Source organism: Luteimonas sp. KH_071 (assembly GCF_057838005.1).
The window spans coordinates 1175914-1200901 of the sequence record NZ_CM174458.1; the positions used below are offsets into that span (position 1 = coordinate 1175914).

20 protein-coding genes and 2 tRNA genes are annotated in these 24988 nt (G+C 67.3%); 13 read left to right on the forward strand and 9 right to left on the reverse strand.

Going from position 1 to position 24988, the window contains the following annotated elements:
- Positions 1-248 precede the first annotated feature (248 nt).
- On the forward strand, positions 249-1952 hold the full coding sequence (gene asnB / locus AC3IRM_RS05440; RefSeq protein ID WP_489205217.1) for an asparagine synthase B: 1704 nt from the start codon (positions 249-251) through the stop codon (positions 1950-1952).
- A gap of 126 nt (positions 1953-2078) precedes the next feature.
- On the opposite strand, the gene AC3IRM_RS05445 is transcribed toward asnB, so the two are convergent.
- On the reverse strand, positions 2079-2627 hold the full coding sequence (locus AC3IRM_RS05445; protein ID WP_489205219.1) for a cytochrome b: 549 nt from the start codon (positions 2625-2627) through the stop codon (positions 2079-2081).
- Positions 2628-2832: 205 nt separating this feature from the next.
- On the opposite strand from AC3IRM_RS05445, the gene fabV reads away from it, so the two are divergent.
- Positions 2833-4044, forward strand: coding sequence for an enoyl-ACP reductase FabV (gene fabV / locus AC3IRM_RS05450; protein WP_489205220.1), 1212 nt, complete (start codon positions 2833-2835; stop codon positions 4042-4044).
- Between the two features lie 823 nt (positions 4045-4867).
- Here fabV and AC3IRM_RS05455 read toward each other — a convergent pair.
- Together AC3IRM_RS05455 and AC3IRM_RS05460 are read right to left on the reverse strand one after the other, a co-directional pair.
- Entirely contained in the window at positions 4868-7453 is a 2586-nt protein-coding gene (locus tag AC3IRM_RS05455; RefSeq protein WP_489205221.1) for a penicillin acylase family protein, read from the reverse strand.
- Between the two features lie 86 nt (positions 7454-7539).
- The gene (locus AC3IRM_RS05460) at positions 7540-8898 is read right to left on the reverse strand and encodes an Hsp70 family protein (protein ID WP_489205222.1); all 1359 of its coding nucleotides are present in this window, start codon (positions 8896-8898) and stop codon (positions 7540-7542) included.
- A gap of 188 nt (positions 8899-9086) precedes the next feature.
- Here AC3IRM_RS05460 and bfr point away from each other — a divergent pair, with 188 nt between their 5' ends.
- A complete protein-coding gene (gene bfr, locus AC3IRM_RS05465) occupies positions 9087-9584 on the forward strand; it encodes a bacterioferritin (protein ID WP_310154562.1) in 498 nt (165 codons plus the stop codon).
- 265 nt (positions 9585-9849) lie between these two features.
- On the opposite strand, the gene AC3IRM_RS05470 is transcribed toward bfr, so the two are convergent.
- Positions 9850-10509: a thiopurine S-methyltransferase gene (locus tag AC3IRM_RS05470; RefSeq protein WP_489205223.1), complete on the reverse strand. Its 660-nt coding sequence runs from the start codon at positions 10507-10509 to the stop codon at positions 9850-9852.
- Positions 10510-10639: 130 nt separating this feature from the next.
- Complete coding sequence (gene parC, locus AC3IRM_RS05475) at positions 10640-12883, reverse strand: DNA topoisomerase IV subunit A (RefSeq protein WP_489205224.1); 2244 nt, start codon at positions 12881-12883, stop codon at positions 10640-10642.
- Between the two features lie 151 nt (positions 12884-13034).
- On the opposite strand from parC, the gene AC3IRM_RS05480 reads away from it, so the two are divergent.
- The 5 genes from AC3IRM_RS05480 (at position 13035) to AC3IRM_RS05500 (ending at position 17423) form a co-directional block, all read left to right on the forward strand.
- Positions 13035-13799 (forward strand): Crp/Fnr family transcriptional regulator, encoded by a 765-nt coding sequence (locus AC3IRM_RS05480; RefSeq protein ID WP_489205225.1) that lies wholly within the window; start codon positions 13035-13037, stop codon positions 13797-13799.
- Between the two features lie 373 nt (positions 13800-14172).
- On the forward strand, positions 14173-15789 hold the full coding sequence (locus AC3IRM_RS05485; RefSeq protein WP_489205226.1) for a cytochrome ubiquinol oxidase subunit I: 1617 nt from the start codon (positions 14173-14175) through the stop codon (positions 15787-15789).
- A 27-nt stretch (positions 15790-15816) separates the two neighbouring features.
- Positions 15817-16965 (forward strand): cytochrome d ubiquinol oxidase subunit II, encoded by a 1149-nt coding sequence (cydB, locus tag AC3IRM_RS05490; RefSeq protein WP_489205227.1) that lies wholly within the window; start codon positions 15817-15819, stop codon positions 16963-16965.
- Between the two features lie 23 nt (positions 16966-16988).
- On the forward strand, positions 16989-17102 hold the full coding sequence (cydX, locus tag AC3IRM_RS05495) for a cytochrome bd-I oxidase subunit CydX (RefSeq protein WP_310237574.1): 114 nt from the start codon (positions 16989-16991) through the stop codon (positions 17100-17102).
- A 108-nt stretch (positions 17103-17210) separates the two neighbouring features.
- On the forward strand, positions 17211-17423 hold the full coding sequence (locus AC3IRM_RS05500) for a hypothetical protein (RefSeq protein WP_489205228.1): 213 nt from the start codon (positions 17211-17213) through the stop codon (positions 17421-17423).
- 203 nt (positions 17424-17626) lie between these two features.
- On the opposite strand, the gene AC3IRM_RS05505 is transcribed toward AC3IRM_RS05500, so the two are convergent.
- From AC3IRM_RS05505 to AC3IRM_RS05515, 3 genes are all read right to left on the reverse strand, one after another.
- Positions 17627-17713, reverse strand: a tRNA-Leu gene (locus AC3IRM_RS05505).
- An 82-nt stretch (positions 17714-17795) separates the two neighbouring features.
- A complete protein-coding gene (locus AC3IRM_RS05510) occupies positions 17796-18218 on the reverse strand; it encodes a CopD family protein (protein WP_489205229.1) in 423 nt (140 codons plus the stop codon).
- Positions 18219-18406: 188 nt separating this feature from the next.
- A tRNA-Leu gene (locus tag AC3IRM_RS05515) sits at positions 18407-18493 on the reverse strand.
- 111 nt (positions 18494-18604) lie between these two features.
- Between AC3IRM_RS05515 and rnr the strand changes: the two genes are divergently transcribed.
- From rnr to AC3IRM_RS05540, 5 genes are all read left to right on the forward strand, one after another.
- A complete protein-coding gene (gene rnr / locus AC3IRM_RS05520) occupies positions 18605-21097 on the forward strand; it encodes a ribonuclease R (RefSeq protein ID WP_489205230.1) in 2493 nt (830 codons plus the stop codon).
- A 107-nt stretch (positions 21098-21204) separates the two neighbouring features.
- The gene (rlmB, locus tag AC3IRM_RS05525; protein ID WP_489205231.1) at positions 21205-21969 is read left to right on the forward strand and encodes a 23S rRNA (guanosine(2251)-2'-O)-methyltransferase RlmB; all 765 of its coding nucleotides are present in this window, start codon (positions 21205-21207) and stop codon (positions 21967-21969) included.
- Between the two features lie 67 nt (positions 21970-22036).
- Positions 22037-22312 carry a CBU_0592 family membrane protein gene (locus AC3IRM_RS05530; protein ID WP_489205232.1) on the forward strand — a complete coding sequence of 92 codons (276 nt, stop codon included), beginning with the start codon at positions 22037-22039 and terminating at the stop codon, positions 22310-22312.
- A gap of 299 nt (positions 22313-22611) precedes the next feature.
- Complete coding sequence (sugE, locus tag AC3IRM_RS05535) at positions 22612-22926, forward strand: quaternary ammonium compound efflux SMR transporter SugE (RefSeq protein WP_489205233.1); 315 nt, start codon at positions 22612-22614, stop codon at positions 22924-22926.
- A gap of 210 nt (positions 22927-23136) precedes the next feature.
- Positions 23137-24273, forward strand: a complete 1137-nt coding sequence (locus AC3IRM_RS05540; RefSeq protein ID WP_489205234.1) for a metallophosphoesterase — start codon at positions 23137-23139, stop codon at positions 24271-24273.
- 12 nt (positions 24274-24285) lie between these two features.
- Here AC3IRM_RS05540 and rnt read toward each other — a convergent pair whose 3' ends face one another.
- Complete coding sequence (rnt, locus tag AC3IRM_RS05545; RefSeq protein WP_489205235.1) at positions 24286-24957, reverse strand: ribonuclease T; 672 nt, start codon at positions 24955-24957, stop codon at positions 24286-24288.
- Positions 24958-24988 lie beyond the last annotated feature (31 nt).

The following is a 24988-nucleotide window of genomic DNA, read 5'->3' on the forward strand; positions in this document are numbered from 1 at the left end:
GGTTGCGCGGCCACGTCATAGTCTTTAGGTTGCAATCCATGCCCCGCATCGCCGCCAACAATCGCAACCCCAACGCACTGCGCACGAACAATCGTGCGCGGCCGAGGCGGGTGTGGGAGCTGGCGCAGCAATAAGGCAAGACGCGCAGGCACCGGAACACGAACCCGCATCGGCCGCGATGCGGGTTTTTTTGTGTCCGCATCCGGCTCCACCGACATCGCGATCCACGACATCCCAGGAGCTTCACCATGTGTTCGATCTTCGGCATCTTCGGCCTGCAATCCGGCGACGACATCGCCACCCTGCGCCGGGAGGCCCTGCAGTGCTCGCAGCGCCAGCGCCACCGCGGCCCCGACTGGAGCGGCGTACACGTCGACGACCGCGCCATCCTCGTGCACGAACGCTTGGCGATCGTCGACCCGGCGGGTGGTTCGCAGCCTCTGCTGTCGGCGGACGGCGCGCTGGTGCTCGCGGTCAACGGCGAGATCTACAACCACCGGGCGCTGAAGTCCGAACTGGGCGTGCCGTACGCGTTCCAGACGGCGTCGGACTGCGAAGTGGTCAGCGCGTTGTACCGCGAGCACGCGGCCGACGGCAGCGGCCCGTCGGCATTTCTGGAACGCCTCAACGGCATCTTCGCGTTCGCACTGTGGGACCGCGACAGCGGCCGCGCGATCATCGCCCGCGATCCGATCGGCGTGGTGCCGCTGTACTGGGGCCACGACCGCGAAGGCCGCCTGCGCGTCGCGTCGGAGATGAAGGCACTGGCCGATACCTGCGCCGATGTCGCGCAGTTTCCGCCCGGCCACTGGTACGACAGCGCGACCGGTGTGCTCACGCAGTACTACCAGCGGCCGTGGCGCGATTTCGATGCGGTCGAGGGCGTGGATGTGTCGCTCGACGACGTACGCGAAGCATTCGAGGCCGCAGTGCATCGGCAGCTGATGACCGACGTGCCCTACGGGGTGCTGCTGTCGGGTGGTCTGGACTCCTCGCTGGTCGCGGCCGTCGCTGCGCGCTACGCGCGCCATCGCGTCGAGGACGGCGATCAGAGTGAAGCCTGGTGGCCGCGCCTGCATTCGTTCGCGATCGGTCTCAAGGGGTCGCCCGATCTCGCCGCCGCGGCGATCGCCGCCGAGTCGCTGGGCACCGTGCATCACGGCTTCGAGTACACCTTCGAGGAAGGCCTCGATGCGATTCCCGATGTGATCCGCCACGTCGAGACCTTCGACGTGACCACGATCCGCGCGTCGACGCCGATGTTCCTGCTCGCGCGCCGGATCAAGGCGATGGGGGTGAAGATGGTGCTGTCGGGGGAGGGCAGTGACGAGATCTTCGGCGGCTATCTGTACTTCCACAAAGCGCCGGATGCGCGGCAGTTCCACGAGGAACTGGTGCGCAAGCTGGACGCGCTGCACAACTACGATTGCCTGCGCGCGAACAAGTCGATGATGGCCTGGGGCGTGGAACCGCGCGTGCCGTTCCTCGACCGCGAGTTCCTCGACGTGGCGATGCGCTTCGACGCCGCGCACAAGATGATCCATCGTGGCAGCGACGGCTTCCAGCGCATGGAGAAAGGCGTATTGCGCGCGGCGTTCGACGGGCATCTGCCCGACGAGATCCTGTGGCGGCAGAAGGAGCAGTTCAGCGACGGCGTCGGCTACGGCTGGATCGACGGGCTCAAGGCGCATGCCGAGGCGCAGGTCAGTGATCGCGAACTCGCGGCGGCGGCGAGCCGGTTTCCGCACAACCCGCCGCAGACGAAGGAGGCCTACTTCTACCGCAGCGTGTTCGAGCGCGAGTTCCCGTCACCGGCGGCGGCCGCGACAGTACCGGGCGGCAAGTCGATCGCCTGTTCGTCGCCCGCGGCGATCGCGTGGGACGCGGCGTTCGCGAACGCCGCCGATCCGTCGGGACGTGCGGTGGCCGGTGTGCATCACGCTGCGGCTTAAGCCGTCAGCCGATGCGCGCGCGGTTGGAGTCGTGGGAAGTCCATTTCCCATGTAGGAGCGCGCTCGCGCGCGAAGAGGCTCCCAGGTGAAGACCGTCGCGCGCGCGCCTACAGGGGAATCTGATCGTCAGAGTCTGCCGGCCATCCGCGCGAGCGTCGTGTCGCGCCAGAAGACGTGGTGCAGCGCGACCATCAGCACGTGCCCGACGATCAGCGCCAGCAGCGTCCACGCCAGCACGCCGTGGGACAGGTTGGCCGGCGCCATCAGCCAGCCGATCTGCTCGCCGGTCGCCGGAAACAGCGGCACGCCCCACGGCGCGAAACCGCGGCCGCTTCCGTATTCGCGCAGCAGGGCGACGGTGGGGATGTAGAACATCAACGCATACAACACCGCATGCCCGGCGAGCGCGAGACGGCCGATCCGCGTCGCCGGATGCGGCGGACGATTGCGCCATTGCGACAGACCCCAGGCGCCGCGCAGCAGGATCGCCAGCATCAGCAACGAACCGACCGGCTTGTGCGTGCCGACGAGGAACGCGGTCAGCGGATGCTTGCCGAGCGTCAGCTTCACACCCATGCCGGTGAACTGCCAGGCGAACAGCGCGCCCATTCCCCAATGCAGCAGTCGCGTGACCAGGCCGTAGCGCAGTGGTGAATCGGTCCAGCGAGACGGCATGCGTGCATCCAGGGGAAGAAGCCAGCGCACAGTTCAGCCGGGCGCCCGCGCGCTGTCAATCGCGCGCCTGCATGCAGGAGGGAGTGGGATTCGAGCAGCACCTGGTTCCACCGCTGTGCGGCCATACCATCGGCCCCCGTACGGGACCGCAACGGCACCAGCCCGTAAACTGGCCACCACGTTTCCAGACACACGGGCGACACCAGTGATCATCCATCCCAAAGTCCGCGGCTTCATCTGTACCACCACGCATCCGACCGGCTGCGACCACAACGTGCGCGACCAGATCGCGGCAACGCAGGCGCGCGGTGTGCGCGACGACGGTCCGAAGAAGGTGCTGGTGATCGGCGCGTCCAGCGGCTACGGCCTGGCGGCGCGCATCAGTGCTGCGTTCGGTTTCGGCGCCGACACGCTCGGCGTGTTCTTCGAAAAACCCGGCACCGAGAAGAAGCCCGGCACCGCCGGCTGGTACAACTCGGCCGCGTTCGATCGCTATGCGAAAGAAGCCGGCCTCTACAGCCGCTCGATCAACGGCGATGCCTTCTCCGACGCCGCGCGTGCGCAGGCGATCGACCTGATCAGGAACGAGATGGGCGGCCAGGTCGATCTGGTGGTCTATTCGCTGGCCTCGCCGGTGCGCAAGCTGCCGGGCACGGGCGAAGTGAAGCGCTCCGCGCTCAAGCCGATCGGCGAGGCCTACACCTCGACCGCGATCGACACCAACAAGGACCAGATCATCGAAGCGTCGATCGAGCCTGCCACCGAGCAGGAGATCGCCGACACCGTGACCGTGATGGGCGGCGAGGACTGGCAGCTGTGGATCGACGCGCTGCGCGAGGCCGGCGTGCTGGCCGACGGCGCGAAGACCGTGGCCTTCAGCTACATCGGCACCGAGATCACCTGGCCGATCTACTGGCACGGCGCGCTGGGCAAGGCCAAGGCCGACCTCGACGCGACCGCGCGGCGCATCGATGCGCAGCTCGCCGAGACCGGCGGCAGCGCGAACGTCGCCGTGCTCAAGTCGGTGGTCACCCAGGCTAGCGCCGCGATTCCGGTGCTGCCGCTCTACATCGCCATTGCCTTCAAGGTCATGAAGGAGAAGGGTGTACATGAAGGCACGCTCGATCAGCTCGACCGCCTGTTCCGCGAGCGCATGTATCGCGCCGATGGGGCGGCGCCCGAGGTCGACGACGAAGCGCGCCTGCGTCTCGACGACTGGGAACTGCGCGACGACGTGCAGGCGCAGTGCAAGGCGCTGTGGCCGCAGATCACCAGCGAGAACCTGTTCGCGCTGACCGATTACGCCGGCTACAAGCACGAGTTCCTCAAGTTGTTCGGGTTCGAGCGCAGTGATGTGGATTACGACGCCGAGGTGGATCCGGTGGCGGAGTTCGATGTGATCGAACTGCGGGACTGATTGCGTCCGCGCGTTCGTAGAAGCCCCGCTGATGCGGGGCTTTTTTTTGATGGGTCTGCGCCATCGTGGCGACGCAGGGTGCGTGCTGGCAATGCGTTGGATGCGCTGTTGCCAGGGTGCATGTTCTGGAGGTTGTTGTCTTTGCTTTTGCCTTTGCTTTTGCCTTCGCTTTTGCCTTTGCCTTTGCTCTTGGCTTTGGCTTCGGCTTTGGCTTCGGCTTTTGACTTGAATCGAGCCGTAAAGCGAGCCGAGCACCGGAGCCTGGCGTGGCCGAAGAGCAGCCCATGTCTGAGCGCAGCGAGTTTGGGCTGCGTGCCGCGTCAGGCGAGGAGCGGAGGGCACCGACGCGGCTTTATCGCGTCGGCTCGCGTCCGGCGAAGGCGGTTTTGCTTACTTTTGCCAAGACAAAAGTAAGCCGCGCGACAGCGCGGAAGCCCTGTCCTTGATCTTCGCTCCTGCGGTTGATTCTTTGCTGGGAACATCAAAGTCGCAGAGCGACGAGCTGAGAAGCGCAAGCAAGTACAGAGCTTTCGCCCGCTGCGCGTGCGAGTCCCTTTTGGATGGACCCAAAAGGAACCAAAAGGTCCCTTCGCCGGACGCGATCCGCCGCGATACAGCCGCGGCGGTCCCCTGCGCTTCTCGGACGACGGGGCACGCAGCCCAAACTCGCTGCGCTCAGACATGGGCTGCTCTTCGACCCCGCCGCCCTGCGATGCTCGGCTCGCTTTACGGCTCGATTCAAATCAAAGGCTGCAAGCAAAAGCAAAAGCAAAAGCAAAAGCCAAAGCCAAAGCAAAAGCCAAAGCAACGCAGATCGGCCGCGTCAGCGAACTGCGCGGGTCTCTGGCGCGAGCCGCAACGTAGACACCGTCGTCTGCGGCAAGAACGGCGAAGCGCGCCCCCGCGCCCAGTCGTCGTGTCCGGCGCCCCAGTAGGGCGACAACGGATGCCCGCTCTGGCCGCCGGGCATGTGGGTGATGCCGTCGGCCTCGTGTCCGGGTGCGACGACCATGCGCTGCGAGGCACCGAAGGCCGGGCCCTGGACGCGCGGGACGGTGCCGTCACCGGGTAGCGGCTCGGCCGACATGCAGAGCGCACGTTTGCCGAGCAGCGGAATCGCGGCGGCGAGCGGGTGGCAGATCGCGGTCGTGTTGCGTTCGCCCCAGGTGCGTCCGGCGAGTGGGCCGTCGCCGGCCACGCTGTCGCGCGCGTCGCGGGCCGCGTCTTCGAACAGCGCCTGCCAGCCGTCTTCCGCTGGCGTGCAGACACCGCGCTGGGTGTCTGGCGTGCAGGCGAAGCGGCGCGGCAACAGGTGCGCGGGACGCTGTTCGGTCAGCGGCCAGGCGACGCCTTCGAAATTCGGCGAGTCAGGCGTCTTGAAGGTGTCGCCCAGTGCGGCGCGCGCGGGAGCGGCGAGGCCGTCGGCGAGACGTTCGTGGACGGCCAGCCGCCACGCGCGCACCAGGCGATAGCCCACGGAGTCAACGCTGGCATGACCAGTCCAGTCGCGTGAGGCATCGGACAAGGCGCGCAACGCACTGTCATCGCGCGCTTCGTTCGCGATCGAGCCGAGCAACGCATGCCAGCGCGACAGCAGTACTGCACGATCGTCGAGCTGGATCGCGAGCAGGTCACGCTCCACGAACTGCTCACGCGCTTCCAAGCCTTCGCGGATCTGCCACGCACGTATGCCGAGTGCGGCACCGCCGTCGCCGATGCGTGCGAAATCTTCGCCATCGACGACGCGGCTGTTCGCGGTCCACAGACGATCGGTATCCGGCGAGCGCAGCAGTGGCGAGGCATTCGTGGCGATGGACCAGGGCGCGCATCGGTTCACGCCCGCCGCCGCATCGGCTGTCAGTGGCACGGAGACAGTGCGACCGTCACAGCCGGCTTCGCGCACAGGAACCGGACCGAGCAGGCGCCAGGCGATGCGGCCGCTGCGATCGCCGATCACGAGGTTCTGCGTCGGCGTGGCGGTGCTGTCCGCGATGGTCAACGCATCGTCGAGGTCGCGCGCGTGGGCGAAACCGGCGAGGCCGAAATTCAGCGCGCCGGGCTGATGCGCGGTCCAGCGCAGGGCGATCGCGCTGCCGTCGTCGTCGCGGTGGACCAGCGGGCCCCAGTCGCTGTCTTCGACGACCAGCGTGACCGGTGCGCCGCCGGCGACGTCGATGCGCTCCTCATGGCGCACGACCGGCGTGCAGCCCGCAGGGGCGTCGTCGGCGCAGGGCACGAGGCGCTGCCAGTCGAGGTAATCGCCGTAGCTGTTCGTAAAGCCCCAGGCGACGTGTGTGTTGCTGCCGACGATGATCGCCGGCAGGCCGGGCAGGGTGAAACCGGTGACATCGACCTGGCCGCCCGGCGCGCGCGGGTCGGGATAGCGCAGGCGCGCGCGGAACCAGATGTTGGGTGCGCGCAGCCCCAGATGCATGTCGTCGGCGACGAGGGCGCGGCCGTCGGCGGTCAAGGCGCCGGAGACGGCGAAGTTGTTGCTGCCCCGCCCAAGATCGGCCGCCACTGGCGGCCCACCTTGGCCTCTCTCCCGTGCCGCGGGAGAGAGGGGGACCGTTTGTGAAACAAACGGTGGAGTGAGGGCCAGCGGAGATGCGGGTTGTGAGTCCTCGTCTCGCGCAGATCCGACAGACGCAAACGGCGAACGCTCCCGCAGCTCGCCATCGACTTCCACCACATCCACCGACCGCAGATCCACGAGTTCCGCGCCCGGCAACACCGCATCGCCACGCGCCTCCCCGAACAGCGGCGCATCCCAGCGGCTGCCGTCATGCGCGAACAGATCGAACAGCGCCGGCGGCAGCGCCGGCTGCAAGCGGTGCATCGCCAGCTCGCGTGCATTGGTCGCGTCCTGCAGATCGAAATACATCGCGAACCCGGTCAGTGCGGAATCCGCCGGCGTCCACGGTTGCGGCGTCTGACGCAGCAGCAGGTACGCCCAAGGCCGCGCGCGGAGCGATGCGAGGCCGGCATTGGCACCGTCCGCATAGGCCTGCAGCTGCGGCATGCGATCGCCGGCCACCGCAGCCAGATCGGCCTCCACCCGCGCGCGCATACGGTGCACGCGGTTGCGGCGGTCGGTCTCGAGCGCGCGCTCGCCGAACAACGCGGAGAGTTCGCCAGACGGTACGCGCCGCATCAGGTCCATTTCGAAGTAGCGTTCCTGCGCGTGCACGAAGCCGAGCGCACGCATCGCGTCGGTCTCGTTGGCGGCGGTGATCGTGACCACGCCGGCGGCATCGCGTTCGATGGTCGCGGGCGCACCGAGGCCGGTCAGCGACTGGTCGCCGTCGAGTGTCGGCAGGCTCGCGCGCAGTAACAGCCAGATGAAAAGGCCGGCCGCGACCAGCAGCACGACGAGCGCGAGCAGCGCCCGCAGGATCCATTTGCGCATGCACGATTCCCCGGCCGCGGCAGATGCGGCGCGGTCCGATTATTCCACGGGCATGTGGCGGGCCGGCGCGCAGGCGGACCGGTGGCTCAGTTGCGTGCGTGCTCGGCCAGACCGGACACCACGCCCAGCGAGGGATCGCCGCGGACGATGCGCGCATCCGGGAAGCGTGCCTGCGCAGCCGCCTGCACGTACGGCGCCCCGGACATGCCGCCGGTCAGGAACAGGCTGTCGGGCGGCGCGTCGAGATCGCCGCGTACGTCGTCGAGCAGGGCGCCGATGGTGTCGAGAAAACGTGCACTGGCGGTTTCCAGCGCAGCGCGCGTTGCATCGACGCGCAGGCCGGGCTCGATGTAATCCAGCGCGTGACCGGCTTCGTCGTGCGCACTCAGGCGCACCTTCATGCCCTCGACGCCGCGGTACAGGCGCGTGGTGCCGCCGTCGCGCTGCAGCGCCTGCAGGCGCGCGCCGAATGGGGCATCGACATGGCTGAAGTCGCGCTTGTGGAAATCGCGTTGCCGCGGCATGTCCTGCACCGTCGCCGCTTCGACGAAGTGGTGCACCGGGATGCGGCTGGCGCCCTTGCCGAATACCGGCATGACCTGGGCCATGCTCAGCGCGAGATCGACGTCGGTGCCGCCGTTGGCGACGCCCCAGGCGCGGTGCACGCGCGGCGCGCCATCGCCGCCGACGTCCGCCAGCGCGATATCGGTGGTGCCGCCGCCGATGTCGACGACCAGCGTGGTGTGCCGCTGCGGACTCTCGGCGTGGTAGTGCAGTGCGGCGGCCGCGGGTTCTTCGAGGAAGTCGATCGCATCGAAGCCGGCCTGGGCCGCAGCATCGCGCAGCAGGGCCAGGGCCTGTTCGCCGCCGGCCTCGCCGAGCGAGCTGCGGAAACGCACCGGTCGGCCCAGTGTCGCTGCGCGCACGGTGGTGCCGAGTTGCTGGCTCGCGGTCAGGCGGATGTGTTCGAGGATGTGCGCGGCGATGCCGGTGATGGTCTCCTTCGCGCGCGGGTGCAGATTGAAGCCGAGCATCGACTTCGGAGACTGGACCAGATTGCCGCTGCCTTCGAGCAGATAGCTTTCGATCGCCGCTTCGCCGAACACCGCGTGCTGCAGATCTGCAGCCGAGGATTCCGCATCGCGCATGCGCGCCTCCAGCCATTGCCGGCGCACGATGCGGATCGCGTCGCGGCGCAGCAGCGCGGCCGGGCGCGGTGTGCCGCCGGCACGCGTCTGGTCGCTGCGCAGGCTGCGCATCAGCGATTCCACCTCGACCTCCATCGCCCCGTCCAGCTCGAACGCATCGAGATCGGGCAGGGTGGTCGGAAAGAACACCGCGGTGCGGAACTGCGGTTGCCCGTCGAACTGGATGTGCACCAGCCGGTCGCCGATGCGCGCAGCGGCGGCGGAATAGCTGGTGCCGAAGTCGATGCCGATCTTCATTGGGGGGACGAGATGCGGAAGGCGCGCGAGTCTACGCCGATGTGCGTCACGCCGCTTGCAACAGGCCGTGCGGTTCGCGCAGCGCCGGGCGGACGCGCCTGAGAATGCGAAATGCATGCATTCCCATCCGATCATGCGTCACGGCGGCCCGGCATACTGCGCGCATTCCACGTGTTGCGAGCGCTGCCATGAAAGGACATCCCGAAGTCGTCGATTACCTGAAGTTCCTGCTCCGCGGTGAGCTGGCGGCGCGCGACCAGTACTTCCTGCATTCGCGCCGCTACGAGGATCTGGGCCTGCACCAGCTCTACGCGCGCATCAATCACGAGATGGAAGAGGAAACCCAGCACGCCGACGCGCTGCTCAAGCGCATCCTGTTTCTGGAAGGCACCCCGGACATGCGCCCCGATGCGTTCGAGCCGGGTGTCACTGTCGAAGAGATGCTGCGCAAGGATCTCGACCTCGAATACCTGGTGCGCGACAACCTCGCCAAGGGCATCGTGCTGTGCGAACAGCACAGCGACTTCGTCACCCGCGAAGTGCTGGTGACCCAGCTCGCCGACACCGAGGAAGACCACACTTACTGGCTGGAGAAGCAGCTGCGCCTGATCCAGATGATCGGCCTGGAGCGCTACCAGCAGAGCCGGATGGGCGAGGCGGAAGGCACGCACGCCGGCGTGGGGTGACAGAAGCGCGGCGTGTTCGCCGCGTTGTCTGGAGTCTGGAAACGCCTGCGCTTGTCGTGGGCGTTTCTGCTTTTAGCGGGTGAGAAGCCGCTGCTCGATTCGATTCGAATGAGGCGTCTGCCCTCACCCCAACCCCTCTCCCAGGGGGAGAGGGGCTTGAATCTCGCGAGCGTCTGCTTTGAAGCCCCTCTCCCTCTCGGAGAGAGGTTGGGGTGAGGGCCGCCGTCGAAGGGGAATTTCGACTTAAGCGCCGCCCGAACCCGCATCACCCCCGCCGCACCACCCGGTAGACGGCCGTCGACAACGCGGTGACACCATCGGCAACGAACCCCGGCTCGTTTGCAAGAATGTCCCGCCGTTCGATTGCGTCGATCCGCCAGTCGCGATCGAACAACACATGCACCTCGTCCGCCTCGACCGAGAACGGCGGGCCGGCTTTCTCCGCCTGCGGATACTCCAGCGTGACCAGCAGCCCGCGGCATCCCGCTGGCAGGCGTCGCCACGCCGTGGCCGCATAAGTGCGGCGCAGGTCCGGCGGCAGGGCGATCAGCGCCGCGCGGTCGTAGACGGCGGCGCAGTCCGCGAGCAGATCCGCTTCCAGCGCGAACGCATCGCCGACGATCAGCTCGTACGCACCGGCGACAAAGTGCCGGCCCGCAGATGTTTCATGGATCGCCGGCCTCAGCCCGCGCTCCTCGAAGAACTGGCGCACGGCCAGTTCCGACAGTTCGACACCGAGCACGCGATGACCGCGCTCGGCCAGCCACACCATGTCCAGCGACTTGCCGCACAGCGGCACGAACACGCGGGCATCCGGCGCAAGGTCGAGCGCCGGCCAGTGCGCCACCAGCAGCGGTAGCGGCGCATCCCGGTGGAAACCGATGCGATTGCTGGACCAGCGTTCGTGCCAGAACTGGGGTTGCATTGGACGCCTGAGGCAGGAGCACGCGTGCGCGCGATGGATTGTCCCTGGAACGCGCGAGCGCGCGCATACCGTTTCATGATGCTTCCGGACCGGACGCGCAACGGATCGCCGCGACGCGCCCGGGCCGGCCTCATTCGACGTCGAGTCCCTCGACCTTCTGCCAGCCGCGCGGCAGCAGTCCGCCACGCGATGCGCGCGCGCCAATGTAGGTGTCGAGTTCCTTGAACGACAGCGTCATCGTGCGCGCACCCGAGCGCACCAGCAGCGAAGTGCCCGGCGCGACGACGGCCACGGCGACCACCTGTTCAGTGCCGCGCTTGGCCTTCGGGATCTCGATGATCTTGTTGCCTTTGCCCTTGTCGAGTTCCGGCAACTCCGCGACCGGGAACGTCAGCAGATGGCCGGCGCTGGTCACCACGACCAGACGGTCCGCATCGACCGCGCGCACGGCGGCCGGCTGCAGCACGGTCGAGCCCGGCGACAGCGACAGCATCGCCTTGCCCGCCTTCTGCCGGCCGGTGAGGTTTTCGAAGCGGGTCACGAAGCCGTAGCCATGCGAAGACGCAACGACGAAGCGCGCGTCCGATTCGCCCGCCACCACGGCCTGGAACGACGCCCCGGCGGCCGGCGAGAAGCGGCCGGTCAGCGGTTCGCCGTTGCCGCGCGCCGAGGGCAGCGAATGCGCGATGGTGGAATAGCTGCGGCCGGTGGAATCGAGGAAGGCGACCTGTTGCGTGGTGCGGCCGCGCGCGAACGCGAGCAGGCTGTCGCCGTCGCGGTAGTTCATGACCGCCGGGTCCACGTCGTGGCCCTTGGCCGCGCGCACCCAGCCCTTCTCGCTGACGACGATGGTCACCGGCTCGCTCGGCACCAGATCGCTTTCGTCGAGCGCCTGCGCTGCGCTGCGTGCCACCAGCGGCGAACGACGCGCATCGCCGTACTTCTTCGCATCGGCCTGCAGTTCGTCCTTGATCAGCTTCTTCAGCTTGGTCTTGCTCTCGAGCGTGGTGATCAGGCGATCGCGCTCGCTTTCCAGCTCGGCCTGTTCGCCACGGATCTTCATCTCTTCCAGGCGCGCGAGCTGGCGCAGACGCGTCTCCAGGATGTAGTCGACCTGCTCGTCGCTGAGTTCGAAGCGCGCCTGCAGCACGGCGCGCGGCTCGTCCTCGGTGCGGATGATGTGGATCACCTCGTCGAGATTGAGGAACGCGATCAGCAGGCCGTCGAGCAGGTGCAGGCGACGCTCGACCTTCTCCAGGCGATGGGTCAGGCGGCGGGTCACGGTATTGGTGCGGAACTGCAGCCATTCCGACAGCAGCATCTTCAGGTTCTTGACCTGCGGACGGCCGTCGAGCCCGATGACGTTGAGATTGATGCGGAAGCTCTTTTCCAGATCGGTCGTCGCGAACAGATGGCCCATCAACTGCTCGGCATCCACGCGGTTCGAGCGCGGAATCAGCACCACGCGCACCGCGTTGGCATGGTCGGATTCGTCGCGGATGTCCTCCAGCCAGGGCAGCTTCTTGGCGCGCATCTGGGCGGCGATCTGCTCGATCACCTTGCTCGGGCTGACCTGGTGCGGCAGCGCGGTGATGACGATGTTGGTGTTCTCTTTCTGGAACGTCGCGCGTGCGCGCACGCTGCCGTGGCCGGTCTCGTACATGTGCAGCAGATCGGCGGACGGGGTGATGATTTCGGCGGTGGTCGGGTAGTCCGGTCCGCGGACGTGCTCGCACAGATCGCGCACCGTCGCGTCGGGATCGTCGAGCAGGCGCAGGCAGGCGCTGACGATCTCGTTGACGTTGTGCGGCGGCACGTCGGTGGCCATACCGACCGCGATGCCGGTGGTGCCGTTGAGCAGCAAGTGCGGCAGGCGTGCGGGCAACCAGGAGGGCTCCTGCATCGTGCCGTCGAAGTTGTCGGTCCAGTCGACGGTGCCGTGGCCGAGTTCGGTCAGCAGCATCTCCGCGATCGGCGTCATCTTCGATTCGGTGTACCGCATCGCCGCGAAGGATTTCGGATCGTCGCTTGAGCCGAAGTTGCCCTGGCCGTCGATCAGCGGATAGCGGTACGAGAACGGCTGCGCCATCAGCACCAGCGCCTCGTAGCACGCGCTGTCGCCGTGCGGATGGTATTTGCCGATCACGTCGCCGACCGTGCGCGCGGACTTCTTCGGCTTCGCCGCCGCGCCCAGTCCCAGCTCGCTCATCGCGTAGATGATGCGGCGCTGCACCGGCTTGAGGCCGTCGCCGATGAACGGCAGCGCGCGATCGAGCACCACGTACATCGAATAGTCGAGATAGGCGCGCTCGGCGAACTCGCGCAGTGGCAGCTGCTCGAAGCCATGGAAGGGGGTGCGGACGGACTCGGTCATCGGGACAGCATCTACGGCGGAACCGGGATTTTAGCGGGTGGTGGTCGCAGGTGTTGCGTCGGCATGGACGACCGGCATCACGATGTCGTACCGGTGCGCCCGGCCCGCCGGATATCCGGCGGCGCGCGCGTATCATCGTCCCGGTATGGAGATGAAGCAGAGGCCGCCCAGTTCCGCCGAACTCACCGGTTCGGCCCGCCATGCGGCGGCCGGCAGCCCGAAGCGTGCGCAGCACGGCGGCTGCGAGGGCTGTCTGGCGCGGCCGCTGGCGATCTGCGCGTCGATTCCCGCAGCGGAAACGCATGCCCTCGAAGCGGTCGCGGGTGAAGTGCTGCTGCCCGTCGGCGCCACGCTGGCCAGCCAGGGTGATCCGCGACGCGAGGTCTACACCGTCACCCGCGGCATGCTGCGCCGCGTACGTCTGCTGCCCGATGGCCGCCGGCTGGTCGCGGGCTTTCTGATGGTCGGTGACTTCATCGGTTTCAGCGGCGCGCCGCAGTACCGCCACACGCTGGAAGCCGTGACCGACTGCGTGCTGTGTGCGTTCCCGCTGCAGTCCATGCGCAGCCTGTGCCAGCGCTATCCCGATCTCGAATCCGGCATGCTGGCCCAGGCCTGCAGCGAACTCGACGCCACCCGCGGCAGCCTGATGCTGCTGGCGCGCCTGGGGCCGGGCGAACGGCTTGCCGGATTTCTCGTCGAACTGGGCGAGCGACAGCAGCAGCGCGGCGGGGCTGCCCATCACGTCGACCTGCCGATGACCCGCGCCGATATTGCTGACCATCTGGGCCTGACGATCGAGACGGTCAGTCGCAGTTTCACCAGGCTGCGGCAGAGCGGGGCGATCGCGTTCGAGGATCCACGGCGGATCGATCTGCTGGATGTGGCGGCGTTGCGGAGTGCGGCGGGGCTGTAGCGGCGTCCGTCCCTACGCTTCCGCTGTGACCGAAGCGCGCACGAATGTCCGGCCCCCGTCATCCCGGCGAACGCCGGGATCCAGCGTCTTTCATTCGGCCAAAGGGGTCTCGTCCATCGTGGCGACGTCACTGGACTCCGGCATACGCCGGAATGACGGATCCGGGTTCGCTGGGGCGGGCTCACCGGGTTGACGCGTCAGGATTCGTCGGCATGACCATCCAGCCGGCATGACGCGGCCTTGATTCGACGGTATGGCGGATTGAATAGCGACACGCGGAAGGGGACGAAGCCCGCGCCGCATTGATCCAGATCAATGCCCACCCGCCGGCCGCGGCGCAACCTGCGCGCATGACCCGCTCCGGCCGCCTCCCATGATCGACATGACCGTCGTCGAACTGTCCCGCCTGCAGTTCGCGCTCACCGCGATGTACCACTTCCTGTTCGTGCCGCTGACCTTGGGGCTGTCGTTCCTGATGGCGATCATGGAAAGCGTCTACGTGATGACCGGGCGTGATGTCTGGCGGCGGATGACGCTGTTCTGGGGCGTGCTGTTCGGCATCAACTTCGCGATGGGCGTGGCGACGGGCATCGTCATGGAATTCCAGTTCGGCATGAACTGGGCCTACTACAGCCACTACGTCGGCGACATCTTCGGCGCACCGCTCGCGATCGAAGGGCTGATGGCGTTCTTCCTCGAAGCGACCTTCATCGGCCTGTTCTTCTTCGGCTGGAACCGCCTGTCGAAGCTGCAGCATCTGGCGATCACCTGGCTGGTGGCGCTGGGCGCGAACTTCTCGGCGTTGTGGATCCTGGTCGCCAACGGCTGGATGCAGAACCCGGTCGGCGCGGTGTTCAATCCGGACACGATGCGCATGGAAATCACCGACTTCATGGCCGTGATCTTCAACCCGGTCGCCCAGGCCAAGTTCGTGCACACGGTGTCGGCTGGTTACGTGACCGGCGCGATCTTCGTGATGTCGGTCAGCGCGTTCTACCTGCTGCGCGGCAAGCACAAGGACATCGCACGGCGCTCGATCGCGGTCGCGGCGAGCTTCGGCCTGGCGTCTGCGCTGAGCGTCGTGGTGCTCGGCGACGAGAGCGGCTACGCGGCGACCGAACACCAGAAGATGAAGCTCGCCGCGATCGAGGCGATGTGGCACACCGAGCCGGCGCCGGCTGGCTTCACCGTGATCGGATTGCCGAACCAGGCGGGTCAGCACAACCGCTTCGAAATCAAGATTCCGTGGCTGATGGGCCTGATCGCGACGCGTTCGCTCGACGGCGAGATTCCCGGCATCCTGGAGCTGGTCGAGCGCGCCGAGCACCGCATCCGCGGCGGCCAGCTGGCCTACGCCGCGCTCGAGCGCCTGCGTGAAGACCGCACCGATACCGTTGCGCGCGCGGCATTCGATGCGCACTGGAGCGACCTCGGCCATGCGCTGTTGCTCAAGCGCTATCGCGACGACATCGTCAACGCCACCGAGCAGGAGATTTCCCAGGCCGCGCTCGACACCGTGCCGCGGGTCGCACCGCTGTTCTGGACGTTCCGCGTCATGGCCGGCATCGGCTTCTACTTGATCGCGTTCTTCGCCTTCGCGTTCTGGGTGGTCACGCGCAACCGCATCGAGGAGAGCCGGCGTTTCCTGTGGATCGCATTGTGGAGCCTGCCGCTGCCGTGGATCGCGATCGAATGCGGCTGGTTCGTCGCCGAATACGGTCGTCAGCCCTGGGCGGTGGAAGGTGTGCTGCCGACGTTCTATGCCGCGTCGGGTATCGCGCTCAAGGACATCCTGATCTCGCTGGCGGGCTTCGTGATCATCTACACGGGCCTGGCGATCGTCGCCGCGAAGCTGATGCTCAAGGCCATCGGCAAGGGGCCCGATGTGCTGGCACCGCCGGCGGGCGACGACGCGCCGGCCGCGATCGACGACGTTGCCCCGGACCTTGACGGTCGCGCGCTCGATCCCGCACCCGCCGCGCGCGCCTGACGCACCCACGTTTCCCGAGGATTTCCCATGGACTTCATTCCCCTCGACTACGCCACGCTGCGCCTGATCTGGTGGCTGCTGCTGGGCGTGTTGCTGATCGGCTTCGCGGTGATGGACGGCTTCGACCTCGGTGTCGGCACATTGCTGCCGTTCGTTGCGAAGACCGATGCCGAGCGTCGCATCGTCGTCAACACCATCGGCCCCGTCTGGGAGGGCAACCAGGTGTGGTTGATCCTCGGCGGCGGCGCGATCTTCGCCGCGTTTCCGCCGCTGTATGCGGTGAGTTTCTCGGGCTTCTATCTGGCGATGTTCCTGATCCTGTTCGCGCTGATCCTGCGGCCGGTCGGCTTCAAGTTCCGCGGCAAGGTGGAGGACCCGCGCTGGCGTGAGACCTGGGACTGGGCGCTGTTCGTGGGCGGCGCGGTGCCGGCGCTGATCTTCGGCGTCGCTGTCGGCAACGTGCTGCTGGGCGCGCCGTTCCACTTCACCCCCGAGCTGCGTGCGATCTACACCGGCGGCTTTTTCGATCTGCTGACGCCGTTCGCGTTGCTGGCCGGCCTGGTCAGCGTGAGCCTGCTGGTCGCCCACGGTGCGGCGATGCTGGTGATGAAGACCGACGGCCCCATTGCCATGCGCGCGGCGCGTTATGGCAGCGTTGCAGGCGTGCTGGCCGCGGCGCTGTTCGTGGCCGCCGGCGTGTTGATCGCGACGGGTATCGCGGGCTTCCGCGTGGATTCCGTGGTCGACACCGCGCTCGCGTCGAATCCGCTGCACAAGACCGTCAGCACGGCGCCGGGGCTGTGGATGGACAACTACCGCACCATGCCGTGGACGATGGCCGCACCGCTGCTCGGTGTGCTGGGCGCGCTTGCGTCGGCAGTGTTGCTGCGGCTGCGCCGCGGCGGTCTCGCGTTCGTCGCCTCGGGCGTCTCGATCGCCAGCGTGATTCTGACGGTGGGCTTCGCGATCTTCCCGTTCCTGCTGCCCTCGTCGACCATACCCGGCGCCGGGCTCACGCTGTGGGACGCGTCGAGCAGCCGGCTGACGCTGTGGATCATGCTGCTGGCGACCATCGTGCTCCTGCCGCTGGTGCTGCTCTACACCGCGTGGGTCTACCGCGTGCTGCGCGGCAAGGTCACAGACGCCAGCATCGCCGACACCCCCAACGCGTACTGAGCGCGCACCCAAGGAGCATCACCATGTGGTATTTCGCCTGGATTCTCGGCATCGGCCTCGCGGCAACGTTCGCGATCCTCAACGGCATGTGGTTCGAAGTGCGCGAGCAGCGCCGGGATGCGGCGCGCGGGGACTGAGCGGTTCGGCGGCAGTTCTTCCGCCCGCGGCTGGTGCAGGCCAGTGGCGTCACGCGTCGACGCCCCTCGGTTGCGCAGACTGTCGTCACCTACCAAGGAGGCACGACGATGAGCCGGGATCACACCCCAGACACCACGCGCGGCCCGCTGGAACAGACGCGCACGCCCGATGGTCCGAAAGCGCCGGGCGAATCGTCCGAGAAGCGCGATCAGGACCAGCGCAACGATCCGGAATCGATGCCGGGCGCGCTCGAAGGCAATCCGACACGGCGGGGTGGCGAAGGCTCGCCCAACAACCCGGGCAATCGCAGGCGCGACTGACGGCGCGTCTGCTGCGCGGTCATCCGGCGTGCGCGATGCACGTGTGCGCTGCGCAGCCGCTGGACGGCGAGTGCAGAGCGCTGGGTGCGATCTCCGGCGCCGTGCCGGAAGCACGCGCGGAGAAGTCGTCGCCATACAAAGGGGCACAAAAAAACCCGCGATTGCGGGTTTGATGTTCACGGCTGGTAAGGCTGTGATGACCTTGGTGCCCGGGAGAGGACTCGAACCTCCACGGAGTTGCCCCCGCTAGCACCTGAAGCTAGTGCGTCTACCAATTCCGCCACCCGGGCAGGTCAGGTCGACAATTCTGGGGTGCGGCCCATCGCCTGTCAATGCAACGACGGCCGTTGCGCATTCTCCGCGCCGCGCGACTCAGAACGGCTTGGTCAGGCCCAGCACCCCGATGCACAGGCCGACGAGGAACGTCACGGGCGCGGCGAAACGCAGCAGGGCGCGGGGCCTGGGCGGAGGTTCGACGGTCGCCAGTCGCCGCAGCGTGCGGCTCAGCCATGCGTGCAGGAACACCAGCGCACACACCATCGCAATCTTGACCCGCAGCCACGGCATCACCAGCCAGCCGGCCTGCAGCGCGATGGTCAGGCCGGCGCCCAGCGTGATCATCAGTGCAGGCGAGGTGACCCAGCGGTTCCAGCTGCGAAGGCTCGCCAGCAGCGATCGACCGGTGGGCGAGTCCAGCACATCATGGAGCGCGACCGCGATGCCACTGCCGACCATGCCGGTGAGCCACGTGGCCGCAGCCAGGATATGGAGCATCTTGAGCGTCAGGTAATCCATGCAGCGCTCCGCAGGCGGCGTACCCGTCGACAATGGCGCAAGGCAGGCGGAAAGAACATGCGCGATCGTACGGCGCATTCGGGAGATCCCGGTGAGGTGGCCCGCGAAGGCCTCGGCCCGAAACGCAGGCACAAAAAAACCCGCGATTGCGGGTTTGATGTTCACGGCTGGTAAGGCTGTGATGACCTTGGTGCCCGGGAGAGGACTCGAACCTCCACGGAGTTGCCCCCGCTAGCACCTGAAGCTAGTGCGTCTACCAATTCCGCCACCCGGGCAGGTCAGGGCGCGTATGTTGTCGATGCCCCCGGCGCTTGTCAACGGATTCGTGCACGCGATTCTCCGGGCATCGACGCCGGCCTCGCGGGCGAGCCTGTACCATTCCCGCAATGGCTAAACCTCCAAGCAAGCGCGGCAGCAGCCGCGGTACGCCCGGACCCGAGACGCAGGGGGCCGGCAAGCGCGGCACCGCCGCTCCGGCCCGCCCGAAATCGCACAGCGACCGCAAGGACGCCCTGCCGCCGTGGATGCCCGATCCGGCCCTGCAGCGCGCGCTGCGTTCCGGCGGCCCCAAGACCGGCGGACCGGCGCCGGCCGATCGCCGACCGGCATCGCAGGATCGCCCGCCCGCATCGCGCGGTGGACGCTTCGAAGACCCGCATGCCAACCGCGAGGCAGCGCGCTACGCGAACCCCATCGCGAGTCGCGAGGCAATCCTGCAGGTGCTCGTCGATGCCGACGGCCCGATGACGCCCGACGAGCTCGCGATCAAGCTCGCGCTCACCGAGCCCGACCGCGCCGATGCACTCGGCAAGCGCGTGGGCGCGATGCTGCGCGAAGGCCAGCTGCTGCAGAACCGACGCGGCGGCCTCGTGCCGGCCAAGCGCATGGACCTGATTCCGGGCACGGTGATCGCCAACCCGGAAGGCTTCGGGTTCCTGCGACCGGATTCGGGCGCGGGCGAGGACCTGTTCCTGCCGCCGGCCGAGATGCGCAAGGTCATGCACGGCGACCGCGTGCTGGCCAGCCTGACCAACGTCGATGCGCGCGGCCGTCGCGCCGGTGTAGTCGTGGAAGTGCTCGAGCGCCGCACGACGCGCCTGATGGGGCGGTTCTCGATCGAACACGGCATCAGCTACGTAGTGCCGGACGATAAGCGCATCCAGCGCAACATCCAGATTCCGGTGGACGCGCGCCAGGACGCGACGCACGGCCAGCTGGTGGTCTGCGAGATCACCGCGCCGGGCGATGCGCACCGCCCGCCGATCGGCCGCGTGCTGACCGTGCTGGGTGATGTGCTCAAACCGACGCTGGTGGTCGAGGCCGCCATCCACGGCCACAACCTGCCGCACGAGTTCTCGCAGGAAGTGCTCGACGAAGCCGCCGCGGTGCCGGTCGATGTCGAGGAGCGCATGGTCGGCGGTCGCGTCGACATCCGCGCGTTGCCGCTGGTGACGATCGACGGTGAGGACGCCAAGGATTTCGACGATGCCGTCTACTGCGAACCCAACCGCGACGGTTTCCGTCTCGTGGTGGCGATCGCCGACGTGTCGAACTACGTGCGTCCCGGCACACCGCTCGACGATGAAGCCCAGCTGCGCGCGACCAGCGTGTATTTCCCCGGTTTCGTCGTGCCGATGCTCCCCGAAACACTGTCCAACGGCATCTGCTCGCTGAAGCCCAAGGTCGATCGCATGTGCTTCGTCTGCGACATGCAGGTGATGCGCGACGGCTCGGTGTCGGAGTCGAAATTCTACGAAGCGGTGATGCATTCGCATGCGCGCCTGACCTACACCCAGGTGTGGAAGGCGGTCGGCGAACTCGACGAGGACACGCGCGCTGCGATCAAGCCGGTGCTGCCGCAGGTCGAGCGTCTGCACCAGCTCTACGCAGTGCTCGCCAAGGCGCGCGCCAAGCGCGGCGCGATCGAATTCGAATCCTCCGAAGTGCGCTTCGTGCTCGACAACACCGGCGAAGTCACCCAGGCCGGCATGCTCCAGCGCAACGACGCGCACAAGCTGATCGAGGAATGCATGATCGCGGCGAACGTCGAGGCCGCGCGCTTCCTGCTCGAAGCCGGCATTTCCGCGCCGTACCGCGTGCACGACAAGCCGCCGGAGGCCAAGTACGCCGACCTGCTGGAATTCCTCAAGGAGTTCTCGCTGCGTCTGCCGCCGTGGCCCAAGGTGCAGCCCAAGGATTTCACCGTCCTGCTGAAGAAGATCCGCGAACGCCCGGATGCGACGCTGCTCGAATCGGTGCTGTTGCGCAGCCAGAGCCAGGCGGTCTACACGCCCGAGAACATCGGCCATTTCGGTCTGGCGCTGGCGTCGTACGCGCATTTCACCTCTCCGATCCGCCGTTATCCCGATCTGCTGGTGCATCGCGCGATCAAGCACGTGCTGTCGGGCCAGCCGCTGGCGAAGTTCATGTACACGCCGCGTCTGATGGAAAGTCTGTCGCTGCAGTGTTCGGAGCGTTCGCGCCGCGCCGACGAGGCCGAGCGCGAAGTCGACGAGCGCTATCGCGCCGCGTGGATGGAGCAGCATGTCGGCGGCCAGTTCGACGGTGTGATCAGCGGCGTGACCAGCTTCGGCCTGTTCGTCGAACTCGACCAGTCGAAGGTCAACGGTCTGGTCCACGTGACCCAGCTGCCGAACGACTTCTACAGCTTCGATCCGATCCGCCGGATGCTCAACGGCCAGCGTGCCGGGCGGCAGTACCGCCTCGGCGACCGGGTGCGGATCATCGTGCTCAAGGCCAGCCTGGAAGACCGCAAGATCGACTTCCGTCTGGTCGATCCGGACTCCACTGTGCAGGGCGGCCCGAAGCCACTGCCGCCACGCGGCAAGCCGGCCAAGCGCGAGAAGAAGCCTTACTGATCAGACCGTTTCGCTAGAATGGCCGTCGTTCGCGGGGCCGGCGCGCAGGTGCCGGCCCCGTCGATGTTTCCGGACTCCAGCATTCCTTTCTTCGAATTCCCAGCCCCATGACCAATAAGCAGAACCAGTGGATCGTCGGCATCAATGCCGTGGCCGCGGCCGTCGAACACGACGCCGAGAACGTGCGCGAGGTGCTGCTGGAAGCCGGCGCGAAGAATCCGCGCATCGTCGAGATCGAATCGGCCGCGCGCCGCCGCGACATCGATGTGCGCCGGGTCAACCAGCAGGCGCTCGACGGCGTCGCCGGTGGCCTGCGGCACCAGGGCGCGGTCGCACGCTACGCCGCGGCGAAGACCTGGGACGAGAACGAACTCGAAGGCCTGGTCGAGGCTGCCGAAGGCAAGGCATTGCTGCTTGTGCTCGACGGCGTGCAGGACCCGCACAACCTCGGCGCCTGCCTGCGCAGCGCAGCCGCCGCCGGTGTCACCGCAGTCGTGATTCCGAAAGACAAGGCGGTGCAGGTCAATGCGACCGTGCGCAAGACCTCGGCCGGCGCCGCGGACAGCGTGCCGGTGGTGCGCGTGACCAATCTGTCGCGCACGCTGCGCGACCTGCAGAAGCTGGGCGTGTGGATCTACGGCCTGGCCGGCGAGGCGACCGCGACACTCTATGCAACCGACCTGCGCGGCAATGTCGCGCTGGTACTGGGCGGTGAGGCCGACGGCCTGCGCCGCCTGACCCGCGAACACTGCGACGGCCTGGTGACGATTCCGATGCCGGGCGGCGACGCACTGGGCGGCGTCGAAAGTCTCAACGTCTCGGTGGCGGCCGGCGTCACCCTGTTCGAAGCCGTGCGCCAGCGGCTGGGCTGAGCCCGCCGCTTGCCGCGGGCGGGGCATCGGCGGAAGATGCGCCGAACCTCTTCCCGTGGAGTACGCGATGGATCTGCAATGGCACCAGTGGTGCGGCATCGTCGGTGCGTTTCTTGTCGTCCTCGCGTACTTCCTGCTTCAGGTCACGCGCTTCTCGGGCGCGGGGCTGCCGTATCTGCTGCTGAACCTGTTCGGCGCGATCGGCATGGCGGTATCGCTGTATGGCACTTTCAGCATGCCGGTGTTGATCATGCAGTTGGCGTGGATTGCAATCAGCTTGTTCGGGATCGTCAGGACGCTGGGCGCGCGGGGGCGGATGCGCTCTGGCGTGTCATCCAGGTAAACGGCCCGATCGGCAGGCGTTGAGATCTGCGGGATGCCTTGGCTTTCCGCTGGGCGCGAGATGTCCTGCACTAGTGCAGGTGAGCCGAGAGACCGGGCAGACCTGGATAGGCGGCAGGCACAGCATTGCGCGTCCTGCTCCGCAGACACGCCCGGCGCGTCACGCGTTGCGGGTTACATCCCGGTAATCCGGACCCCCGAACCAGCGGCGATAATTTCCCCATACCAGGAAGCGGGGACGACCCCGCCACTCCATTCCACACAAGGGGACGGCCCCATCGCAAAGATGGAGGCATTCCCATGTCCTGGATCATTCTCGTGCTCGCCGGCCTGTTCGAAATCGGCTGGGCGATCGGTCTGAAGTACACCGAAGGGTTCACCAGGCTTTGGCCCACCGTCGGCACGGTCGCCGCGATGGCGATCAGTGTCGGTCTGCTGGGCATCGCGATGCGCGAGCTGCCGGTCGGAACGGCGTACGCGATCTGGGTCGGGATCGGCGCGGTCGGTACCGTGATTCTCGGCATGGTGCTGATGGGCGATGCCGCAAGTCCGGGGCGTCTGATCAGTCTCGGCTTGATCATTGCCGGCATCATCGGTTTGAAGCTCGCGAGCTGAGCGGACTCGATGCGCGCCGCGATATCGGCGCGCACCCGCCTGTCCCTGCCCAGGTGCGCGGACGCCATCGTAGCGGGCACGAAACGCATCGTTCCGTGACGAACCCGTACGCCGGTTCAGGCTGCGCTGGCGCGTGTGATCCGCATCGTCGACCATGGCCGACCCCACGTCGGTCCGTCGCGCACGGACTGCCCGTCCACGTCTTCGGAAATGCCTGTGCTGAGTGTCGTTGCGATCGTCCTTGCGTCCTATCTCGTCCTGCGTGTGGTGTTCCCCTTGCGCCTGCCGTGGCCGGTGCGGACTGCGCTGGCGTTTCTTGTCTACGGCCTGGCGTTGCACCATCGCATCGTCGCGCGCTTCGCCGGCAGCATGGCGTCGCCGGAGCTGCCGAAGCTGGTGCTCGCCGCGCTCGGCACGGGCTTCATCGCACTGCTGCTGACCGCAGTGTTCGTGTTGCTGCTGGACGTGGCGACATTGCTGGTCTGGGCGCTGCGTCGCCGGCGTGCGCTCGCGACCCTGCGCGAGCCGTGGCTGCGGCCGGGCGCGGCGATGCTCGCCCTGCTGCTGTCGGCCTATGGCACGTGGCAGGCGATGGTGGTGCCGCAGGTGCGGCAGATTGATGTCGCGATCGCCGGCCTGCCGGAGGCCTTCGATGGCTACCGCGTCCTGCAGCTGACGGACATCCACGCCAGTCGGCTGCTGACCGGTGACTGGGTCGCAGGCGTGGTCGCCGAATCCAATGCGCAGCAGCCCGATCTGATTGTCATCACCGGCGATCTCGTCGATGGCAGCGTCACTGCGCGCGCCGATGACGTGCGTCCGCTGGCGGACCTGCGTGCGCCCGACGGCGTCATCGCGATCACCGGCAACCACGAGTACTACGGCGACTATCGCGACTGGATGGCCGCATTCCGCGCGATGGACATGGCAGTGCTGGAGAACACGCACGTCCGTGTGGAACGCGACGGCGCTGCGCTGACCATCGCGGGTGTCACCGATCCGGTGGCCGGACGCTACGGTCAGGCGCTGCCGGATCTCGATGCCGCGCTCGCGGGTGCCGATCCACAAGCGCCGATCATCCTGCTCGACCATCGACCGGTCGAGGCGCGCGAAAGCGCCAAACGCGGCGTCGCGCTGCAGCTGTCGGGCCACACGCATGGCGGCCACATCACAGGCATGCACCGGTTGGTCGCACGCGCGAACGGGGGCTTCGTCTCCGGCCTGTATCCGGTAGACGGCATGCAGCTCTATGTCAGCAACGGCGCCGGTCTATGGCCGGGGTTCGCGACCCGGATCGGCGTGCCGTCCGAGATCGCGGTGATCACACTGCGACGCGCGGACGGCTGAGCACTGCGCGATTCAGTCGTTGGCGGCGGGCGACGCCATCTTCGGCCAGGCGTTTGCGATGCGGCAGAACAGCTGCGCGGTCAGCGTGGTGTCGTAGAGCGCGGAATGCGCCTGCGCCTGGTCCCACTGCAGGCCGGCGGCCTGCACCGCGCGCGCCAGCACCGTCTGCCCGTAGGCGACACCTGCAAGCGTGACGGTATCGAAGACGCTGAAGGGGTGGAACGGGTTGCGCTTGTGCTGCGTGCGCGCGACCGCGGCGTTGATGAAGCCGAGGTCGAAATGCGCGTTGTGGCCGACCAGGATCGCGCGCTGGCACTCGTGGTGACGCACGGCGTTGCGCACGTGATTGAAGATGTGCTCCAGCGCTTCGCGCTCGGGCTTCGCGAACCGGAACGGATGGTGGATGTCGATGCCGGTCACTTCGAGCGACTGCGGGTCGATGTGCGTGCCGTCCGCCGGCTCGACATGCGTATGCGCGGACGCGCCGGGCACGAGATTTCCGTCGGCGTCGATATTGAGCGGGATCGCGGCGATTTCGAGCAGCGCATGACGCCGCGACTCGAAACCACCGGTTTCGACATCGACGACCACCGGCAGGAAGCCGCGGAAGCGTCGGGACATGGGGATATGGGGCGTCGCGGCATCGTCGACCGATGCGCAGGCGGATATTGCGGCTTCACTCATGCGTGCAAGCCTAGCAGAGCCGGATGATATG

Bases quoted from the DNA above. Each gene is read 5' to 3' on its own strand.
- cydX (WP_310237574.1), top strand. From the start codon at position 16,989: ATGTGGTATTTCGCCTGGATTCTCGGCATCGGCCTCGCGGCAACGTTC.
- AC3IRM_RS05470 (WP_489205223.1), bottom strand. From the start codon at position 10,509: ATGCAACCCCAGTTCTGGCACGAACGCTGGTCCAGCAATCGCATCGGT.
- AC3IRM_RS05510 (WP_489205229.1), bottom strand. From the start codon at position 18,218: ATGGATTACCTGACGCTCAAGATGCTCCATATCCTGGCTGCGGCCACG.
- AC3IRM_RS05480 (WP_489205225.1), top strand. From the start codon at position 13,035: ATGAAGCAGAGGCCGCCCAGTTCCGCCGAACTCACCGGTTCGGCCCGC.
- AC3IRM_RS05485 (WP_489205226.1), top strand. From the start codon at position 14,173: ATGATCGACATGACCGTCGTCGAACTGTCCCGCCTGCAGTTCGCGCTC.
- parC (WP_489205224.1), bottom strand. From the start codon at position 12,883: ATGACCGAGTCCGTCCGCACCCCCTTCCATGGCTTCGAGCAGCTGCCA.
- AC3IRM_RS05530 (WP_489205232.1), top strand. From the start codon at position 22,037: ATGGATCTGCAATGGCACCAGTGGTGCGGCATCGTCGGTGCGTTTCTT.
- bfr (WP_310154562.1), top strand. From the start codon at position 9,087: ATGAAAGGACATCCCGAAGTCGTCGATTACCTGAAGTTCCTGCTCCGC.
- AC3IRM_RS05500 (WP_489205228.1), top strand. From the start codon at position 17,211: ATGAGCCGGGATCACACCCCAGACACCACGCGCGGCCCGCTGGAACAG.
- AC3IRM_RS05445 (WP_489205219.1), bottom strand. From the start codon at position 2,627: ATGCCGTCTCGCTGGACCGATTCACCACTGCGCTACGGCCTGGTCACG.
- AC3IRM_RS05540 (WP_489205234.1), top strand. From the start codon at position 23,137: ATGCCTGTGCTGAGTGTCGTTGCGATCGTCCTTGCGTCCTATCTCGTC.
- cydB (WP_489205227.1), top strand. From the start codon at position 15,817: ATGGACTTCATTCCCCTCGACTACGCCACGCTGCGCCTGATCTGGTGG.
- rnr (WP_489205230.1), top strand. From the start codon at position 18,605: ATGGCTAAACCTCCAAGCAAGCGCGGCAGCAGCCGCGGTACGCCCGGA.
- rlmB (WP_489205231.1), top strand. From the start codon at position 21,205: ATGACCAATAAGCAGAACCAGTGGATCGTCGGCATCAATGCCGTGGCC.
- rnt (WP_489205235.1), bottom strand. From the start codon at position 24,957: ATGAGTGAAGCCGCAATATCCGCCTGCGCATCGGTCGACGATGCCGCG.
- AC3IRM_RS05455 (WP_489205221.1), bottom strand. From the start codon at position 7,453: ATGCGCAAATGGATCCTGCGGGCGCTGCTCGCGCTCGTCGTGCTGCTG.
- AC3IRM_RS05460 (WP_489205222.1), bottom strand. From the start codon at position 8,898: ATGAAGATCGGCATCGACTTCGGCACCAGCTATTCCGCCGCCGCTGCG.
- asnB (WP_489205217.1), top strand. From the start codon at position 249: ATGTGTTCGATCTTCGGCATCTTCGGCCTGCAATCCGGCGACGACATC.
- sugE (WP_489205233.1), top strand. From the start codon at position 22,612: ATGTCCTGGATCATTCTCGTGCTCGCCGGCCTGTTCGAAATCGGCTGG.